General features: G+C 69.8%; 15 protein-coding genes, 1 tRNA gene and 2 CRISPR repeat arrays. Of the genes, 11 read left to right on the top strand and 5 right to left on the bottom strand.

Translation table 11 applies throughout. From position 1 onward, the window contains the following. Positions 1 to 26: 26 nt before the first annotated feature. From ACIP2X_RS19415 to cas2e, 11 genes are all read left to right on the top strand, one after another. Positions 27 to 1,040 carry a hypothetical protein gene (locus ACIP2X_RS19415; protein ID WP_401674347.1) on the top strand — a complete coding sequence of 338 codons (1,014 nt, stop codon included), beginning with the start codon at positions 27 to 29 and terminating at the stop codon, positions 1,038 to 1,040. Then, on the top strand, positions 1,037 to 1,612 hold the full coding sequence (locus ACIP2X_RS19410; protein WP_401674345.1) for a GNAT family N-acetyltransferase: 576 nt from the start codon (positions 1,037 to 1,039) through the stop codon (positions 1,610 to 1,612). The genes ACIP2X_RS19415 and ACIP2X_RS19410 overlap by 4 nt, the downstream gene beginning before the upstream one ends. A 367-nt stretch (positions 1,613 to 1,979) precedes the next feature. Continuing rightward, the gene (locus ACIP2X_RS19405) at positions 1,980 to 2,117 is read left to right on the top strand and encodes a transposase family protein (RefSeq protein WP_401674343.1); all 138 of its coding nucleotides are present in this window, start codon (positions 1,980 to 1,982) and stop codon (positions 2,115 to 2,117) included. A 111-nt stretch (positions 2,118 to 2,228) separates the two neighbouring features. Further along, positions 2,229 to 3,477: direct repeats of the CRISPR family, unit length 29 nt; unit sequence CGGCTCACCTCCGCTCGCGCGGAGAGGAC. Between the two features lie 172 nt (positions 3,478 to 3,649). Continuing rightward, complete coding sequence (gene cas3 / locus ACIP2X_RS19400; protein WP_401674341.1) at positions 3,650 to 6,526, top strand: CRISPR-associated helicase Cas3'; 2,877 nt, start codon at positions 3,650 to 3,652, stop codon at positions 6,524 to 6,526. A 196-nt stretch (positions 6,527 to 6,722) separates the two neighbouring features. Further along, on the top strand, positions 6,723 to 8,333 hold the full coding sequence (gene casA, locus ACIP2X_RS19395) for a type I-E CRISPR-associated protein Cse1/CasA (protein WP_401674337.1): 1,611 nt from the start codon (positions 6,723 to 6,725) through the stop codon (positions 8,331 to 8,333). Beyond that, positions 8,330 to 9,061: a type I-E CRISPR-associated protein Cse2/CasB gene (locus ACIP2X_RS19390; RefSeq protein ID WP_401674335.1), complete on the top strand. Its 732-nt coding sequence runs from the start codon at positions 8,330 to 8,332 to the stop codon at positions 9,059 to 9,061. The genes casA and ACIP2X_RS19390 overlap by 4 nt, the downstream gene beginning before the upstream one ends. A gap of 89 nt (positions 9,062 to 9,150) precedes the next feature. Further along, positions 9,151 to 10,335, top strand: a complete 1,185-nt coding sequence (gene cas7e / locus ACIP2X_RS19385; RefSeq protein ID WP_401674333.1) for a type I-E CRISPR-associated protein Cas7/Cse4/CasC — start codon at positions 9,151 to 9,153, stop codon at positions 10,333 to 10,335. After that, the gene (gene cas5e, locus ACIP2X_RS19380) at positions 10,332 to 11,192 is read left to right on the top strand and encodes a type I-E CRISPR-associated protein Cas5/CasD (protein ID WP_401674331.1); all 861 of its coding nucleotides are present in this window, start codon (positions 10,332 to 10,334) and stop codon (positions 11,190 to 11,192) included. Before cas7e ends, cas5e begins: the two co-directional genes overlap by 4 nt. Further along, positions 11,189 to 11,851, top strand: coding sequence for a type I-E CRISPR-associated protein Cas6/Cse3/CasE (gene cas6e / locus ACIP2X_RS19375; protein ID WP_401674328.1), 663 nt, complete (start codon positions 11,189 to 11,191; stop codon positions 11,849 to 11,851). Before cas5e ends, cas6e begins: the two co-directional genes overlap by 4 nt. Beyond that, on the top strand, positions 11,848 to 12,840 hold the full coding sequence (gene cas1e, locus ACIP2X_RS19370; protein ID WP_401674326.1) for a type I-E CRISPR-associated endonuclease Cas1e: 993 nt from the start codon (positions 11,848 to 11,850) through the stop codon (positions 12,838 to 12,840). The genes cas6e and cas1e overlap by 4 nt, the downstream gene beginning before the upstream one ends. 25 nt (positions 12,841 to 12,865) lie before the next feature. Further along, a complete protein-coding gene (cas2e, locus tag ACIP2X_RS19365; RefSeq protein ID WP_401674323.1) occupies positions 12,866 to 13,177 on the top strand; it encodes a type I-E CRISPR-associated endoribonuclease Cas2e in 312 nt (103 codons plus the stop codon). 19 nt (positions 13,178 to 13,196) lie between these two features. Further along, positions 13,197 to 16,336: a CRISPR direct-repeat array (repeat unit 29 nt; unit sequence GCCCTCTCCGCGCGAGCGGAGGTGAGCCG). A 56-nt stretch (positions 16,337 to 16,392) separates the two neighbouring features. Here cas2e and ACIP2X_RS19360 read toward each other — a convergent pair. The 5 genes from ACIP2X_RS19360 to ACIP2X_RS19340 all read right to left on the bottom strand — a co-directional run bounded on the left by ACIP2X_RS19360 (position 16,393) and on the right by ACIP2X_RS19340 (position 18,601). Then, positions 16,393 to 16,557 (bottom strand): hypothetical protein, encoded by a 165-nt coding sequence (locus ACIP2X_RS19360; RefSeq protein ID WP_401674321.1) that lies wholly within the window; start codon positions 16,555 to 16,557, stop codon positions 16,393 to 16,395. Positions 16,558 to 16,661: 104 nt separating this feature from the next. Then, positions 16,662 to 16,732 (bottom strand) — tRNA-Leu (locus ACIP2X_RS19355). 196 nt (positions 16,733 to 16,928) lie between these two features. Next, complete coding sequence (locus ACIP2X_RS19350; RefSeq protein WP_401674319.1) at positions 16,929 to 17,219, bottom strand: hypothetical protein; 291 nt, start codon at positions 17,217 to 17,219, stop codon at positions 16,929 to 16,931. Positions 17,220 to 17,223: 4 nt separating this feature from the next. Continuing rightward, positions 17,224 to 17,487 carry a hypothetical protein gene (locus ACIP2X_RS19345; protein WP_401674317.1) on the bottom strand — a complete coding sequence of 88 codons (264 nt, stop codon included), beginning with the start codon at positions 17,485 to 17,487 and terminating at the stop codon, positions 17,224 to 17,226. Between the two features lie 4 nt (positions 17,488 to 17,491). Continuing rightward, positions 17,492 to 18,601, bottom strand: a complete 1,110-nt coding sequence (locus ACIP2X_RS19340) for an N-acetylmuramoyl-L-alanine amidase (protein WP_401674315.1) — start codon at positions 18,599 to 18,601, stop codon at positions 17,492 to 17,494. Positions 18,602 to 18,617: the final 16 nt, after the last annotated feature.

The raw sequence follows: 18,617 nt of genomic DNA, 5'->3' as shown, positions 1-18,617 counted from the left end.
CGCCCCTCGCACAGGAAGGCACCAGTGTGCACCGACGGGCTTTTCTCTCCGACTCCATCGGCGCCGCCGCCGGCGTCACCCTGCCTCACCGAGAGACCACCATCACGCCTCCGAGCAGTTCAGGCGCCGTCGGCACCGCCCACGTGCTGGAGCTACGCGAGGGCCTCAGGTCCCTGTACCACCTGGACGACGCTTACGGCGGCGGCGACGTCCTCTCGCTCGCCGTCAAACACCTGCGCCGCGTCCGCCGCGTCATCAACTCCCGGGACTACCCGGAAACCATCGGCCGGCAACTGCGCCTCCTCGCCGGCGAGACCGCCGAGCACTGCGCCTGGCTGCACTACGACGCCGACCAACAGGACGCGGCCACCGCCTACTGGGGAGACGCCCTGACCACCGCCACGGTGGTCCGGGAGACCTCACTGGAAATCCTCGTGCTCGCCTCCCTGAGCATGCAGGCCAGCTACACCGGACGCCCCCGCGACGGCTACGACTTGGCCCGCGCCGCCCAGGAACGGGCCTCCCGCTACGGCTCGCCCGTCCTCCAGTCCCTCATCGCCTCCCGTGAGGCCCGGGCCCTGTCTCTCATGCGAGACCACTCCGCGGCCCGCCAACGCCTCGCGGAGTCCATGCGCCTGGCGGAACGAGCAGACCATGGGCGCCCCTCCCCGGACTGGGCGGCCTTCCACGGCCCCGCCGAGCTGGACTACGCCCAGGGCCTGTTCTACACAGAGACCGGCCACCACGACCGCTCCGTCGCGTTCCTGCGCGCCGCCCTCGCTCACCAGGACCGCACCTACGGCCGCAACCGCGCCCTGTACCGTCTCACCCTGGCCCGGAGCCTGGTGAGCTGCGGCGAGGTCGACGAGGGCGCCGCCCAGGCCACCGAAAGCCTGGGCCACCTGGAAGAGGTCGAGTCCGGTCGAGTACTGCGCCGCTTGACCGAGGTCGTTGACCTCCTCGGCGACGTCGACGCCATCTCGGCCCGCCAGGCCGCGGAGGAGCTGACGGAATACGTGCAGGACAGGAGAGCAGCATGACGCCCGAGGTGACCTACACCCGACACGAGGGCCCGGACTCCGCCGACGCCCTTGACGCGTTCCTCCCGGCGTACGAGGAGATCTACGCAGAACCGCCCTACCTGGAGGGGCCCCGGGACGTCGCCGACTTCATCGAGCACTACGCCGTCCAGGCCAAACGCCCCGGCATGCGCCTGGTCCTCGCCCACGCCGGACAAGAGGTTGTCGGCTTCACGTACGGCTATTACCTCGCCCCGGACACCCGGTGGTGGAGCAATCTCCAGGACGTGCAGCTCCCGCCTGACGAGGCGCGCGAGGACGGCCGGCGCACATTCGCGATCATCGAACTGGCCGTCCGCCGGGCGTGGCGCCGCCGCCGAGTCGCCGCCACGCTGCACCGCCTCCTCCTAGATGGCGTCCACGCGGAGCGGGTCACCCTGACCGTACGGCCTGAGCCCGAAGCGGCACCGGCACGCCTGGCCTATGAGGCGTGGGGATACCGCCGCCTCGGCATCTCCCACCCATGGGAGGACGCACCCATGTACGACTGCATGGTCCGCGACCTGCAACGGGATCCGCTCGCTACCCCCTGATCATCGTGCAGTCGGTGTCAGTGCCTGCCCGTACCGTGGGGGTATGCCCAACCCTCCCCGATCTGCGGGCATTGTGTGCTGCCCTGCGCGGGACCACCTCAACGACGCCATCCGCAACCTGATGGACCAGCCAGCCAGCCCCGAGCGTTCCGAGCAGTGGGCGACGCTGCTGGAGCAGTGGGTGGACTCCTGCCCCTGCGAATGCTGGACGACCGCCGCCTGACCCAGACATGGGTGCGCCCCGCCGTCCGCCGTCGATCTGTCCAGCCGCACCCTGCGCCACCGCTCCGGTCTTCTCGCAGGTCACCGCCGCCGCATCGGTTCCCGCTGGCGTCGCCTGACCTGCGGCCAGCAGGCCCAACTCGTCATGGCTCACCTGCGCTGCGGCGACACCTACGCGCGCCTCGCAGCAGGCTTCCGCATCGGGATCGCCACGGCTTACCGCTACATACGCGAGGCAGTCGACCTTCTGGCCGCCCTTGCGCCACGCTGGAACAGGTCATAGAGACCGTGCGGCAAAAGGCGTACGTGATCCTCGACGGCACCGTGCTGCCTATCGACCGCATCGCCGCCGACCGCCCGTACTACTCGGGGAAGACGCGAACGGACAGTTTGGCGGTTCAACTCCGCTCGCGCGGAGAGGACTCCCCCTCGCCTGATCGGGGGCCAAGGAGGCTCGGCTCACCTCCGCTCGCGCGGAGAGGACCGGGGCGACAGGAAGACGCCGGGCGGGAACAACGGCTCACCTCCGCTCGCGCGGAGAGGACAGCAGGAACCGCACCCTGACCCCCTGCTCCAGCGGCTCACCTCCGCTCGCGCGGAGAGGACCCCGGCCAGTACAGCGCCTGCTTGTTCACCGGCGGCTCACCTCCGCTCGCGCGGAGAGGACGATCTATCTCGCTTACACCTTCGAACCGACCGCGGCTCACCTCCGCTCGCGCGGAGAGGACATCACGCCGGGCAAGACGACCGACAACTACGGCGGCTCACCTCCACTCGCGCGGAGAGAACCAGGTGATCGCGCAGCGGAGTCGTCGTAGCGCCGGCTCACCTCCGCTCGCGCGGAGATGACGTCACCGCGGCGTCCGCGCAGTACTACGCCGACGGCTCACCTCCGCTCGCGCGGAGAGGACGGCGACCTGCGGGACCTGCCAGTCGTGGACGGCGGCTCACCTCCGCTCGCGCGGAGAGGACCCAACCGCGCACGCCCGAGCCCACCCCGAAGACGGCTCACCTCCGCTCGCGCGGAGAGGACCAGTACAGCCAGGCCCAGCGCTGGAGCAAGGGCGGCTCACCTCCGCTCGCGCGGAGAGGACGCCTTCAGGTCGGCACGCAGGCCCCGGAGGGTCGGCTCACCTCCGCTCGCGCGGAGAGGACACTCACTTCGTCTGAGTCGGAGGGCGTTCGTGCGGCTCACCTCCGCTCGCGCGGAGAGGACTGAGCAGCCGCCCACGCTCCTCGGTGCTGAGCCGGCTCACCTCCGCTCGCGCGGAGAGGACCGTCTTTGCCGCGGCCGCGGTGAGATCCCGGACGGCTCACCTCCGCTCGCGCGGAGAGGACACCCCGAAGGTGATCGAGGCGTTCACCAAGCTCGGCTCACCTCCGCTCGCGCGGAGAGGACTCTTCATGGGGCGCGCGGTCAGGATGCACGTCCGGCTCACCTCCGCTCGCGCGGAGAGGACGCGCTGGCCTCGCTGCCCGCGCAGATCATGCACGGCTCACCTCCGCTCGCGCGGAGAGGACGACGCCCCGCCTCATGTGGGCCTGATGGGGAGCGGCTCACCTCCGCTCGCGCGGAGAGGACTCCGTGGCGAGCCAGGCCTACACCGCCGCGGGCGGCTCACCTCCGCTCGCGCGGAGAGGACCTTTGCGACCTGCCCTTATCCGACGCCTTTGCAATTCCTTTGCCAGGTCTCGTCGTACATGCATCTCGATTCGTCGTCGCTGCGCGCAGAGAGTGTATGCCCCAGCCCTCATGGCGCAGGCAGATCAGGCTTTGCGGGACCGTTGTCAGTGGGGGGTGCTATCTCTGAGCGCATGGTGAAGCACAACGGGCCGACCACGTCCGGGGATTACGCACTGGACGTTCGTATGTGGGGGAAGGAGCACGGGCTGCCGCGGCCGTATCCGGCGATCTGTCATCTTCTCGACACCGGCGCTGTGTTCGGGTCTCTGTGGGATGTCGTTCTGAGCGACAGGGTTCGGGAGGACATCGCCGAAGCGCTCGGCCTGAGCGTCACGGAGGCGCGCACGCTGGTCTCCTTCTGGGCAGGGTTGCATGACATCGGAAAGATCACTCCCACGTTCCAGGCTCAGGTACCGGCCTGCTTCGAGCCGATTCGAGACGACCCCGCGTACGTCAGCGCGCCTGGCGCAGAGGCGGAGAGAAGCTTCCGCCACGAGATCGCATCCCATTGGTCTCTGTTTGAACTGCTGGAGCGTGCCGGCTATCCCGGCGACGTACGTCTGCTCCGCAAGTCCGTGGGTCATCAGGTTGCACAGTTGCTGGGTGGGCATCACGGGCTTTTCGGAGCGGTATTGCAGGCGAAGCAGGTGGCGCAGGCGAGCGATTACAACCCTGGTCTGGGTAAGAAGGGTTGGGCAGAACAGCGGCAGGTGCACTTCGAGGAGCTTCGGCGGGCTATGGGCGCGTTCGTGGTGCCTTCGCGTGGCCTGCCGGCGGGTCTGGCAGTGGTGGTGGCTGGTCTGGTCGTGGTGGCGGACTGGTTGGCGAGCCAAACATCCGCCATCGTGTCGCGTCTCCCCCGCCCTGGCTGGGCGGGGACGGCGGCAGAAGTGGATGCTCACTGGCGACTGGCGGTGGACTCCGCGCCGGCATTGGTGCGGGAGGCTCGTCTGGGCCGGGCGCGCTTCTCTGCCGAGGAGTTCGGTGCGATGTTCCCCTTCGCTCCCAACAGCCTGCAGCGAGATCTTGCGGAGCATCTCCCTCGGATGGTCAGCGAGCATGGGCCGGGGTTGATTCTGGTGACGGCTCCGACGGGTGATGGGAAGACGGAAGCGGCGCTGTACGCGGCCTCGCTGCTCGGACGAGCGGTGGGTTCCCGGGGGGTGTATTTCGCGCTGCCGACCATGGGGACGGCGGACGCGATGCTGCCGCGCGTCGCGGCGTTCGCTGCTCAGGCCATGTCCGGGGAGCGCGCGTTGATGCTGTTGCACTCGATGGCGTGGCTGAGTACGGCGAGCAGCGCAGACGCGGACGGGTCTGCGTCGTTCGATCTGCCGTTCAGTGCGAGTTCTGTGAGTGCGGAGAGAGGTACCGCAGTTGAGGCGGATGGTTGGCTTCGCGGGCCCAAGCGCGGGTTGCTCGCACCGTTGGGTGTGGGCACGATCGATCAAGCTTTGGGTGCTGTGCTGCCTCTGCGGTACAACGTGTTGCGGCTGCTCGGGTTGTCGGACAAGGTGTTCGTCGTTGATGAGGCGCACGCCTACGGTCCGTGGATGCATCAGCTCCTTGTACGGCTGCTGGAGTGGCTGGGTGTGATGGGGGCCCCGGTCGTGCTGTTGTCGGCCACGTTGACGGGCCGCTCGGCCGGCTCGCTGGTCGATGCGTACCGGCGTGGTGCCGGGTTCACCGAGTCGTCCCGTGTGGTCCCGCGTTATCCGGGCTGGCTGTTCGCCAGTGGGGCTTCGGGCGAGGTCGCCGCTACACGAAGTACGGCGAGCAACCGAGCCCGGACGTTGAAGGTGTCACGCCGACCGGTGGTGTGGGACGCGGCGGAATCCGCGGACGCGCCGGTTCGGGCAGGCGGCAGGCGCGCAGCGCTGCGGGAGGTTCTGGCGCGCGTAGCGGCGGAGGGCGGTACGGCGTTGGTGTGCTGCACGACGGTCGCCGAGGCGCAGCAGACATTCAGGGATGTGCGGGCGGCGTTTCCCGAGCTCGCGGTGCGCCCCGGTGGGGTGCGGTTGCTGCATTCTCGGTTCCCCGCGGACGTGCGGGCATCCATTACGAACGCTTGCGAGACCGCTTACGGCAAGCCCGGGCCCGGAGAGGACGAGGTTCAGGTTCGTCCGGCATCGATCCTGGTGGCGACTCAGGTGGTAGAGCAGTCACTTGACCTCGATTTCGACCTCGTGGTGAGCGATCTGGCGCCGTTGGCGCAGCTGTTGCAGCGCGCTGGACGCGGGCGCCGACATAAACGGGGTCCGCTCGGCCGCCCGGGGTGGGCGGTGCGGGAGGACGAGCCGGAGTTGGTGGTGCTTGATCCGCTGACCGCGGCCGATGGGGGTGTTCCTCGCTCATGGGGGGCGGTCTACGACGCGGGTCTGCTCCGGCGGACCTCGGTGATTCTGGCGGAGTGCGCCCGGGAAGGCGTCGCGGTCCCCGGTGGCGTGCAGCGGCTGGTGGACGAGGTGTATGAGGAGGGATTCGTCGACCGGCTGGAGGGTGCGGCTCGTGAGGAGTTGACCCGACTGGACGAGGAGCGGATGGCGGGAGAGGCGGCCGAGCGGCATCTGGCGGCGTGGGCCGGTATCTGCGCACCTGCGGAAGTGAAGGGCGATCTCAGCAAGCTGTCGGTGCGGGATGCGGGGGTGACCGAGGAATTGTTGACGACTCGGCTTGGTGCCGATACCGGGCGGGTGCTCTGCCTGTATGAACAAGCGGATGGGGCGGTGTCGCTCGATCTCGAGGGCAAGGTTCCGGTCCCGGTCGGGGGCCGTGGCGGACTCGGGGTGTCGGAGCTTGCCGATGTCGCGCGGCGGGTGGCACCCGTGCCGGGGCGGTGGCTGCGCGGAGACGAGAAAGGGGGAGGCGTTCCGGCGAAGTGGGGGACGCATCCTTCGCTTCGTGATCTCGTTCTGTTGCGCATGAGTCACGCCGGGGGCGAGGCGTGGAGGAGCCGCTATGGGCGCTTCACGTTTTCGGTGTCCGAGGTCGGCCTCGAAGTCGTTTGATCTCTTCACGTTTCAATCACCTTGCCCACACATTTCCGCTACGTTCGAATAGGGGCTTCCCTAGCCGAGTTGTCACCGTCCCGTCGTGACCCGAAGGACCTTTCCGGCGGCATGGCGCGGACAGCGACGGCGTACGCGGGCGGGTCCACAGCCTCCCGTCTTACCCAGCCTTGTCTGAATGACGACAGGACACAGCATGCCGACAGGCACGTTCAATCTGATCGACCAGCCGTGCGTCCCAGTGCGTTGGAAACCGGGCATTTCAGCCTCTTCTCCCAGCGAGTTCCCGGACCGGGTGGGGCTGCGAGAGCTCCTGCTGCGCAGCCACGAGATCGAGTGCCTCGCGGTGGCCGACGCACCGGCGCACGCAGCGTTGCTCCGTATCCTGTACGCGCTCACTGCCCGGGTGGCCGGACTCACGGAGCAGGGTCCCGAAGGCGACTGGGACGAGCGCCGGCTGGACGTGCTCGACTCCGGTCGGCTTCCGGCCGAAGAGGTCGAGGCGTACTTCAGCACGTACGCGGATCGGTTCTTCCTATTCGACCTGCGCGGTCGCCCGTGGATGCAGGATCCCCGGCTGGCAGACCAGTGCGACCCCGCTAACACTGCCGGCGTCAACAAGCTCGTCGTCACCCGGCCGTCGGGCAACAACCATTCCTGGTTCCGGCATGACTCGGACACAGCGGCTGAGCCGCCCACCGCTGCCGAAGCCTTCCTCGGTCTCCTGGTGTGGCACTACTACGGCCCCTCCGGCCGCTGTTCGTCACGCGAGGTGAACGGGGTGAAGAGCGCGAGCGCCACCGCTGGCCCGCTGCGGACCGCCCTTTCCTACCATCCCGAAGGCAATTGCCTGTTCGAGACCCTGCTCGCCGGCCTCGTACCGCCCGAGAACAGTGTGCGCGGCAAGGAGGACCTGTGCCCGTGGGAGCAGGACGCTCTGCCGGATCCGGACTGTGCGCCCAGGGAGTCCCGCGGGCCGCGCTCACGGCACACCGGCCGTTCCCAGCATGCGCTGCTCCTGATTCCGGATGAGGACAGCACACATGCACGGGACGCGTTCATCACCTGGGCCTACCGGGGCGAACGGATGCCGCGGGAGGACGACTACCTGATCTGGCAGGTCAGTCAGCAGGGCAACCGGTACCCTCGCCCCGCCGACGCCGGCCGCGCACTCTGGCGCGACCTGGACGCCTTGCTGCTCCAGCACCCGCCTGCGGGCAGTGCCCATCCGCAACAGCCTCGGGTGTTCCGCAGCGCGGTCGAGGTTTCTGAGGACCTTCGGGTCCGGGCGCTCGGATTCGACCAGGAGGGGCAGGCCAAGGACACCCAGTTCGTCGACGCGAGCACCCCGGCCGTCCTCGGCTTCGCCGAGGCCAACGACGCCCGAACCGTCCCCGCCGTGGGCAGGTTGCGGCAGTGCGGCGAGCTGTTCGGGCGCCGCCTCGACCGCGCGGTCAAACGTGCGTGGTCCGCGTACGTCAGGGACGCCAAAGCCGACGGCGCGGCCTGGGCCGCAGAAGCGGGCGCCCGGTACTGGCCGTGTGCCGAAGCGGAGTTCTGGGCACGCTTCCGGCTTCTGGACCGCACCGGTGACGTCTCCGACGGTGGCTTCGACCCGACCGCCACCCGTCGGGCGTTCCTGCGCCTGGCCGAGGAGGCGTACGACACGGTGACCGAACCCGTCACCCGTACCCTGCGCGGCGCGAAGGCCGTCTCCCAGGCCCGCATCGAGCTCTACGGCGGAACCCCCAAGAAACGGGCGGCATCACCCGACCCCGGCGCGCAGACCAAGGAGCCCACCGTATGACGACCACAACCCGACCGGCTGCACCGGATGCCCCCCGTGACCCGGAGGCTGTGGACGGGCAGATCCCTCAGCAGGGCGGCACACCGCGGGCCGGCCGCTCGCGCGCGTACACCAACTGGGTCCTGCAGGTCTGCCGCGAAGACGCCGGTGCCCGCAGTGCGTTGCGCAGCGGGCTGGGCAAGGATCTCGACTCGGTACGGCGGATGCACCGACTGGTGGCGCCGTGGCTGCCCGAGCAGCGCTCCGCAGACGTGGAGCGGGCCTACTACACGGTCGCGGCGATGATCGCGGCCCAGCCCCGCAGTGCACTGGCTGTTCCGGACCTGACTCCGCCCATCGGGCAGGATGATGCGGCCCCCACCCGGTGGCGGCGGCGCGCCAGTCTCGGCACAGCGTTCGCCGTCGCCGTCACCGAAGGCCCGGGCCGTGAGAAGGAGATGCGCGCGGGAACAGCGGAGAGCCGTCTCAATCTCCTCACCCGCCAGAGCGTCAACGGTCTGCACCGGCACCTTCCCGCCTCCGTCGGGTACCTGCGCACGCTGGGTGTGGACGTCGACTGGTCACAGCTCCTGGACGACCTCGGCAACTGGCGCAAGCACTCCGGACGGATCTCGCGCACCTGGCTCCAGGACTTCTACCGGCTGCGGGACCAGGAAGCCGCCCGCCGGGCTTACGACGCCGATGAAGGGGAACTGGCGGCGGGCCCGACGGGCCCCGCCTCACCCTGACCCCGCCCCGACCACCGCACCCGCACCCGCACCCGCACCCGCACCCGCACCCGCACAATCACGCATCCGTGCAAAGGAGTCACTTCATCATGCCCATGGCCGCCCGTTTCATCGACATCCACATCATCCAGAGCGTTCCCCTCTCCAACCTCAACCGGGACGACACCAACTCGGTCAAGACGGTCCAGTACGGCAACACGCTGCGTACCCGGGTCAGCAGCCAGTCCTGGAAGCGAGCTGTCCGCGGGGTGTTCGAGGACCGCATCGGCCAGGCTGCCCTGCGTACTCGCCGCATCGGCGAGCGCGTCACGCGCTTGCTGACCGAGGACCGGGAGTGGCCGCTGGACCTCGCCGAGCGGGCAGGTGCGCACGTGGCTGCGGCCAGCAGCATCAAGTTCGAACTCGCGAAGAATCCGGCAGACCCCAAGCAGACCGTTCCCAACAAGGTCCTCACCAATGCGATGGTCTACGTCCCCGAGAGCGCTGTGGCCGAACTCGCTGACCTGGCCGAGGTGCACCGCGTCGCGCTGCAGGCCGCCAAGGACATCAAGAAGCCGGCCGACAAGAGCGTCCTGCCCGCCGACGAGGTCGAGGCGGTCCTGCGCTCACGCAACGGCGTGATCAACCTCTTCGGCCGCATGCTCGCCGAGGTCGACAACGCCGGCGTCGACGGCGCCGTCCAAGTGGCACACGCGCTCACCACCCATGAGACCGACGTCGAACTCGACTACTTCTCCGCCGTCGACGACGTCACCGCCACCTGGGGAGACCAGACAGGCAGCGGCCACATGGGGCACACCGAGTTCAGCGCCGGCACCTTCTACCGGTACGCCACCATCGATCTCCGCGACCTCGCCGCCAACATCGGCGAGAACCCCACCGAGCTCCGCGAACTGACCGCCGCGTTCCTCAACGCGTTCATCCTGTCCCTGCCCCAGGCGAAAAAGAACTCCACCGCGCCCCACACCATCCCCGACCTCGCCCACATCTCGGTGCGCGCGGACCGGCCTCTGTCCTACGCTGCCGCATTCGAAAGCCCGGTCACCGCATCCGCGCAGGGCGGCTTCGCGAGCGCCTCCCGCACCACCCTGGCCGACTACGCAGAAGCCGCCAACCGCCTCCTCGGCAGCCACGGGATCGTCAACGCCGGCTGGGCCGGCGTCGACACAAAGGGCCTCGACGGACTCGGCACCCGCCACACCGGCTTCGACGCCCTCATCGACGCCGCCCTGGACAGCGCACTGGCCGCACAGCCCGCCGGAGACGCGGCATGAACGACCTTCACCCCGTCCCCGAGCCGGGGCTCCTGCTCCGGCTCGCCGGCCCCCTCCAGTCCTGGGGCCTGCACAGTCACTTCAACGAACGCGACACCGCCGCCTTCCCCACCCGCTCGGGCGTCATCGGCATGCTCGCGTCCGCACTCGGACGCCGCCGCGACCAGCCCATCGACGACCTCACCGCCCTGCACATGACGGTACGCACGGACCGGCCCGGCGTAATGCTGCGCGACCTTCACACCGTCGGTGGCGGGCTTGCCCCGAAAGCAACCGTGACCACAGCCGAAGGCAAAAAGCGCACCGGCGACACAGGCACCCTCCTCACCCACCGCTACTACCTCGCCGACGCCGCCTTCACCCTCGCCCTCACCACACCCCCGGACACCGAAGGCAGCGCCCTCCTCGACCGCTGTGCCGCCGCCCTCCGCAACCCCCGGTGGCCGCTCCACCTCGGCCGACGCTCCTGCCCGCCCGAGGGCCCTCTGCTGCTCGGGCAGAGTGAGAACGCCCTGCACCACCTCGTACACCTGCCACTCGCCGCCCGCCCGACGAAAAATCGTGAGCCGGGAGGCATGCCGGTGGAGTTCTTGGCAGACCGCCCGTTGAACCACCTGCCCACCCCGGCCGGCACGGTCGGGGAAACGTACGAGGACGGCTCCCGCCCCTCCGGCGAAGTCAACGACCAGCCCGTCAACTACCACCCCCGCCACCGCTCCTACCGGGCACGGCCGCTGTACCGACGCACCCTGCTCCTGCCCCACTCCCAGTTCGCCGGACTCGGAACAGACCAGCTCACCGCCTTGCATCAGTACATCGGCACCCGGCTGAACACCACCGAAGGGAGCCGACGATGACCCTCTGGCTCACCCGCATCGTCCCCGACGCCGGCTCGCGGGACGCCCGACGCGACCTCAGCGGCCCCATCGGCATGCACCGTCGCATCATGAGTCTGTTCCCACCGGACGCCGGCCCCGACCCCCGGGCCCAATTCGGCGTCCTCTTCCGCACCGAAGACACCCCCGCCGGGCCTCACCTGCTCATCCAATCCACCCACGAACCCGACACCAGCCGCCTGCCCGACAGCTACGGAACAGCCCTTTCCCGCCCCCTCGACGCACTCATCGACGCCATCCGCCCCGGACTCACCATCCGCTACCGGTGCGTCGCCAGCCCCGTCCGCAAACCCGGCGCCACCACCCGTGCCCTCTACAACCTCCCACCCGTCGTCCCGCTCACGGGCGCAGCAGCCGACGAATGGTGGACTCGCCAAGCCGACAACAGTGGCCTCAAACTTTTCACCCACCACTCCCGCCCCCTGGACGCCGCACGAGGAGAACGCCGCCCCGACAGCGCCCCACCGCAACGAATCCGCCACAACCGCACCCAGTTCGACGGCACCGCAGCCATCATCGACACCGACCTGCTCCGGACGAGCATCCGTACTGGTATCGGACGCGGCAAGGCATACGGGTGCGGCCTCCTCAGCATCGCCCCCGCGAGGCAACACCAATGAGCCCACGCGTCACGTCCAAACCACTCACCACCGGCAACGCCCGGCGCAAACTCGCCGCTCCCACCGTCGCCATGCTCCCCCGCATCGCCGACTCCCTCTCCTTCCTCTACCTCGACATCGTCCGCATTCACCAGGACGACACCGGAGTCTGCGCGGAAATCACCAGCGAACGGCGAGGAACAGAGACCGTCTACCTGCCCACCGCAGCCCTCAGCTGCGTCCTCCTGGGCCCCGGCACCTCCATCACCGCCCGCGCCCTCACCACCTTCGCCAGGAACGGCACCACCGTCATCACCACAGGGTCAGGAGGCGTCCGCTGCTACTCCGCAGCCGTCCCCGAATCCCTCACCACCCGCTGGCTCGAACGGCAGACCCGCGCCTGGGCCAACGACGCCCACCGCCTCACCATCGCCCAGGCCATGTACGAGCTCCGCTTCGGAGACGGCACCGCGGCCAGCGGAACCAACCTCGACAAGCTCCGCGGCATGGAAGGCCAACGCGTCCGAGCCCACTACCAACTCCTGGCCCGCCAATACAAAATCGGCCGCTTCCGCCGGGCCTACGACCCCGACTCCTGGGACAGCCAGGACCCCGTCAACCTCGCCCTGTCCTCGGCCAACACCTGCCTGTACGGCATCGTGCATGCCGCGATCACCGCGCTCGGCTGCTCACCCGCCCTCGGCTTCGTCCACAGCGGCAACCAACAAGCCTTCGTTTACGACATCGCAGACCTGTACAAGGCCGAACTCACCATCCCGCTCGCTTTCTCCCTCCACGCCTCACCCAACCCTGAAAGCGAAGCCCGCCGCTCCTTCCGCCACGAATTGCGCCTCTTCCAACTGCTCCCCCGCATCGTCACCGACATCCAACAGCTCCTCGACCCGAGCAACACGTACGAAACCCCGGATCCCGAGGAACGAATGGTCGATCTCTGGGACCCCGTCTCCGGCTCCGTTCCGGCCGGCATGAACCACGGCAAGCAACCGTGACCCGCGTACCGAAGGAGGACAGCCCATGTCCTCAATGATCGTCATCTCGGCCACAGCCGTACCCGACCACCTTCGCGGAGCCCTCACCCGTTGGCTCCTCGAAGTCACACCAGAGCTCTACGTCGGCACCGTCTCAGCCAAAGTCCGCGATGAACTCTGGGCCGCCGTCACCGCTTGCGCCGACGGCGGCGTTGCAGTCCTCGTACACCCCGACGACAACGAACAAGGCTTCCAGCTACGAACAGCGGGAAGCCACCGCCGCGAACCCCTCGACTTCGACGGCCTCACCTTGATCGCCTTCCATCGAGAAAGTCAAGGAATAGCAAACCCCTGCTAACGTGCCAGGTCAAAAAAGGGCCCTCTCCGCGCGAGCGGAGGTGAGCCGTCAGGTGCTGATGTCGTCCATGGAGATGAGCCGCCCTCTCCGCGCGAGCGGAGGTGAGCCGTAGTGCAGCTGGTTCGCCATCGTGATCACAGCGCCCTCTCCGCGCGAGCGGAGGTGAGCCGACAACCAGCGGCTTCACCGCTGCCACGCCCGCGCCCTCTCCGCGCGAGCGGAGGTGAGCCGTCCGCGGCGCCTGCATTTACCTGGCACGCGAGGCCCTCTCCGCGCGAGCGGAGGTGAGCCGGCGGTGCGCACAGTGGCGATCGCTTCGCCCGCGCCCTCTCCGCGCGAGCGGAGGTGAGCCGCCCACCTGACTGCCCCCGTCGTCGGTGCGCTCGCCCTCTCCGCGCGAGCGGAGGTGAGCCGTGCGACGACTACGTGCGGCAGATCCAAGCCCAGCCCTCTCCGCGCGAGCGGAGGTGAGCCGGTGCGATATGCGACGGACGCGCGGGCTGGGCAGCCCTCTCCGCGCGAGCGGAGGTGAGCCGCCACAGAAGGCCGAAGCCTGGTGGCCGTACTCGCCCTCTCCGCGCGAGCGGAGGTGAGCCGTCCCGCAGTGCCGGAGTTCCGTAGCCAACTGAGCCCTCTCCGCGCGAGCGGAGGTGAGCCGGACCAGGCGATTCGTGCGCTCGTCGACGGCGTGCCCTCTCCGCGCGAGCGGAGGTGAGCCGCGGAGGCTGCGAGCCTTCTTGGCCCATCTCTCGCCCTCTCCGCGCGAGCGGAGGTGAGCCGAACTCGGATTCGTGCGTGCTGGCGAGCACTTGGCCCTCTCCGCGCGAGCGGAGGTGAGCCGCTGTCCGCCGAGGGGTCTGCGATCCACCGGTAGCCCTCTCCGCGCGAGCGGAGGTGAGCCGGCGGGCGAGGTACTCCAGCAGGACGGCGGCGTGCCCTCTCCGCGCGAGCGGAGGTGAGCCGGTCGACCCGCGCGGCCCCGGCGTCACCATGCCGCCCTCTCCGCGCGAGCGGAGGTGAGCCGGAACTCGCCCACCGCGCCGGCCTGGACTGGGCGCCCTCTCCGCGCGAGCGGAGGTGAGCCGCCACCAACGATCGTGACGCGCTGGCCGCGCAGGCCCTCTCCGCGCGAGCGGAGGTGAGCCGAAGGGCGACACCCTCTGGTCGATCGCCCGCGCGCCCTCTCCGCGCGAGCGGAGGTGAGCCGTCCCCGCCCGTCGCCGGGATCACATGCGCGATGCCCTCTCCGCGCGAGCGGAGGTGAGCCGACCAGCCCGAACTCTGCGACCACAACCCCGGCGCCCTCTCCGGTCGAGCGGAGGTGAGCCGCCACCCTCGGCCCCGAGGCCGCAGCAGACGCCGCCCTCTCCGCGCGAGCGGAGGTGAGCCGGGTCCCTCTGCGGCATCCGCCATCCGTCGGACGCCCTCTCCGCGCGAGCGGAGGTGAGCCGCTCCGCAAGGGCGGTAAGGACGGCGTCGAAGCGCCCTCTCCGCGCGAGCGGAGGTGAGCCGACCGTTTGATTCGCCACGGTCAGGGCCCCTGTGCCCTCTCCGCGCGAGCGGAGGTGAGCCGCTGACGCGGTCCGCGCCGATCAGGATCGCGGTGCCCTCTCCGCGCGAGCGGAGGTGAGCCGTGGAACATGGGGCTGTCGTGCCCGACCAGGCGGCCCTCTCCGCGCGAGCGGAGGTGAGCCGCGCGTCACCGCGCTGGAGAAGAAGGGTTCCTGGCCCTCTCCGCGCGAGCGGAGGTGAGCCGCCGTCCAGGACGTGCGAGACGCGTCACAGAGGGCCCTCTCCGCGCGAGCGGATGTGAGCCGGCGAGGAGTCTGGTCTGAAACTCGGGTGTGGGGCCCTCTCCGCGCGAGGGGAGGTGAGCCGCCGGTGCAGGAGTACCTCAACGAGGTCCTTCCGCCCTCTCCGCGCGAGCGGAGGTGAGCCGCCGTGCGCCGCGTTGAACGAAGCGACGCCCGCGCCCTCTCCGCGCGAGCGGAGGTGAGCCGTTCGCCGACTCCCCCGCGTTCAAGGGTGCGCTGCCCTCTCCGCGCGAGCGGAGGTGAGCCGTGGACCCCACCGGCAAGGGCGTGACTCCTGCCGCCCTCTCCGCGCGAGCGGAGGTGAGCCGACCACCGAGCGCCGTCCCGCCGCCACGCAGGTGCCCTCTCCGCGCGAGCAGAGGTGAGCCGTGGGTGAGGGAGTCGATGAGGATGGTGCCGTAGCCCTCTCCGCGCGAGCGGAGGTGAGCCGTTGCAGCTCTCGATGGTCTGCGTGCCCGCCCGGCCCTCTCCGCGCGAGCGGAGGTGAGCCGTCCCAGGCATCCCGGGGCTTCATGAACGCGGGGCCCTCTCCGCGCGAGCGGAGGTGAGCCGTCGGGGCAGGTGCTGATGGCGGCGGGGGCGTAGCCCTCTCCGCGCGAGCGGAGGTGAGCCGAGGTCGGAGACCCCCGGCTCGTGGCGGGTGAGGCCCTCTCCGCGCGAGCGGAGGTGAGCCGTCCATCCTGTTCAGGTAGTCGCTCAAGGCGCTGCCCTCTCCGCGCGAGCGGAGGTGAGCCGTCGGGCCCCGGACGCCGGGAGATCGTGGGTCTGCCCTCTCCGCGCGAGCGGAGGTGAGCCGTCGGTGGACTACTGCCGGGACATCGAGGACATGCCCTCTCCGCCCGAGCGGAGGTGAGCCGCAGGTCGTCATCGACGCCTGGTCATGGCTGAAGTCCTCTCCGCGCGAGCTGAGGTGAGCCGCCGGAGCCCGGCCACACCTGCGAGGTTGGTGCGTCCTCTCCGCGCGAGCGGAGGTGAGCCGGTCCGTCCGACGGGCCGCGACTCCGGGTTCATGTCCTCTCCGCGCGAGCGGAGGTGAGCCGCGACTGGAAGCCGGCCGTGCCGTTGAACGTGGGTCCTCTCCGCGCGAGCGGAGGTGAGCCGCTCATGTGCTTCGGCTACGTGCCGGACGCGGTGTCCTCTCCGCGCGAGCGGAGGTGAGCCGATGAGGCCGCTTGGCTGCGCTCGCAGATCGAGGTCCTCTCCGCGCGAGCGGAGGTGAGCCGCGCCGGCGGACACGGGCCCGACACCGTGAGCGGTCCTCTCCGCGTGAGCGGAGGTGAGCCGTCGTAGGGCGCCCGGACGGCAGGATGGAACTGGTCCTCTTCGCGCGAGCGGAGGTCAGCCGCGGGGGCCAGGCTGGTCAGGCTTGACGAAGCCCCTGCCTTTGATCCACCCCGGGGGTCATTGCTGACCGTGACCGTTCACCAAGTCCCGAAAGCGTTCCGCCGGGTCGGGATCATCGAAGGTCTCGTTACACCACGCGCCCGCGCGACCGCCCCCGGCCCGCCAGTAGACGATGTGCGAGGCCGCCCCGGAGCTCAGTTTCTTCGTCTTGATGTAGGCCATGGGGACAAGCGTACGAGGGATCCGTGCGGTACTCGTGCGGTACCGCACCTGCCCGACGACTCATCAATCGGGCGCATCTGCAGGTCACGACGTTTCTGCTGCGGTGGGGCGGGTGGGACTCGAACCCACACTTGTGCCCGGTTTAAGCGGGCTGCGTCTACCAGTTGCGCCACCCAGTCCGACGGCCGCCGGGTGGCGTGACTGGCAGTCACACTCACCCTGTAAAGCCGGAGTTCGCAGCCCATGTTGTGAGGCCCGCTCGTCCGGGGGACCGCCTGCACAGAAAATCGGTCACTACTCGGCGCAAAGACGCCCGCCCCCACCGGACACGAGCAGGGACGGGCGTCGGTCCGTGGAGCCGCCGGGAGCGGTCAGCGCAGGAACAAGGACACCACCGCGGTGATCGCACCGACGACACCAGCGACGGCGCCGAGCACGCCCAGCGGCCAGCGTCGCGCCTTCAGCGCCTCCAGCTCGGTCCGGAGTGCGTCGATGTCCTTGCCCGTGTCCTCACGGAGCCGCGCCAAATCCTGCTCCGTCCGCGTCGACCGCTCCAGGAGAACGGCCAGCGACCCCTTGACCTCAGCCAGCCCCGTGGCCACGGTGCCCCGTAGCCTCTCCAGTTCCACGGCAACCGTGGCCGAACCCTCCGGCGTACTCATACTGCTAGACCCTCCTGGACAGGCTGGCGCTGTTGGGGTCGCCGAACGCCCGCGCCAGCAGGCCCTTGACGAGGGAGAGGGCCGCGCCGATCGCGGCTCCGCCAGCGGCGTACCACATGGACGCGTCCGCGGCCTGGGCCGGGACGAACGCCGAGGCGAACCCGGCCGCCGTCGAGGTGATGACCCGCTCGCCCAGGTCGCGTGCGCAGGTGTCGGCGGTCCGCAGGATGGCGCCGCCGTCGGGGAGGCGGAGGCTGCTGGTGCTCATGAGGTCAGGACTCCTTCCAGACCAGGGCCGTCAGAACGGCGCTGGCTACCTCGATCCCGGCGGCGCTCTGGTTGAGCAGCCGGACGCGCATGGTGCGGCCCGCGCCGAGCCGCTTCACCAGGGGCACCACGGCGTACGCGCCGCTAGGGGTGCCGATCACCTCGTGGATTGGGTGGAGCTGCTTGAGGGCGGCGCCCTCCCACTCCGACATGCGGACCTGGACGACCTCGCCCACCGGCAGGTGCTCGATCCGCAGCGACAGGGAGCCGGTGAAGCGGGCCGGGCCGACCACGAACACCTCACTGGTGGCCGGATGCTGGCCGAGCTCGTCGCTCCACTCCTCGGTGAACGCGACCTCGTCCCACGTGCCGGTGGCGAGCTGGTATCCCTGCACCAGACCGAGGTTGACGTACGCGGGACCTTCCACGGTGACCTCCTGGGGGGTGCTGGCCTGCTCCGGGCTCCAGCTCGCCGCGTGCGCCAGGCGCTCCTCGACGTCGGCCCGGAGCTGCTGCATGATGAACGCGAACTTCCCGCGCTTGCCGTAGCCCTCCACGGGTCCCCGGGGGTCCACCTTGCCCTCCACGCTGGTCTCCAGGTGACCAGCGCAGCTCCCGGACTTCCAGCCGTGGTGGCGGCAGATGGCGGCGTTGTAGCGCACCCATGTGTCGTACTGGGCGCGGGTGTACATGTCCTTGCCGTCCCCGAGGTTCTCGGTCTCGATCCCGTAGAGGGCGTCGTTGCCGTCCACAGTGCCGCTGGCCTTGGACGGCTTGGGGATCGCCGTCTCTGCCTTGATCGCGTTGAAGGAGTTCAGCGCGGCCATGCCGGCGTGGTTGGCGCGGCCGGCGGCGACGAGCACCAGGCGGCCGGACTTGGGCAGGTAGGTGTGGGCGAGCGGGGCGGGGACGGCGCTGCTCTGGCCGGTGAAGGCGATGGAGCGGAGGCTGTCCCGGCCGGCGGTGTGGTGGTTGAGGGAGCCGTGGACGGGCCCGAACGCTTTGCCGGTGGCGGCGTCACGTCCTCGGGTGGTCCAGCCCTCCAGCTCGGTGAAGGGCACGCCCTCCGCGCGGAGGGCCGCGCGCCACTCGGCCGGGGTCATCGGATCTGCCACGTCACACCCCCTTGGC

The sequence above is a fragment of the Streptomyces sp. NPDC089424 genome, from assembly GCF_044749345.1.
Taxonomy (GTDB): domain Bacteria; phylum Actinomycetota; class Actinomycetes; order Streptomycetales; family Streptomycetaceae; genus Streptomyces.
The sequence above is the reverse complement of the archived record's forward strand: the minus strand, read 5'-3'. Positions and strand labels throughout refer to the sequence as shown.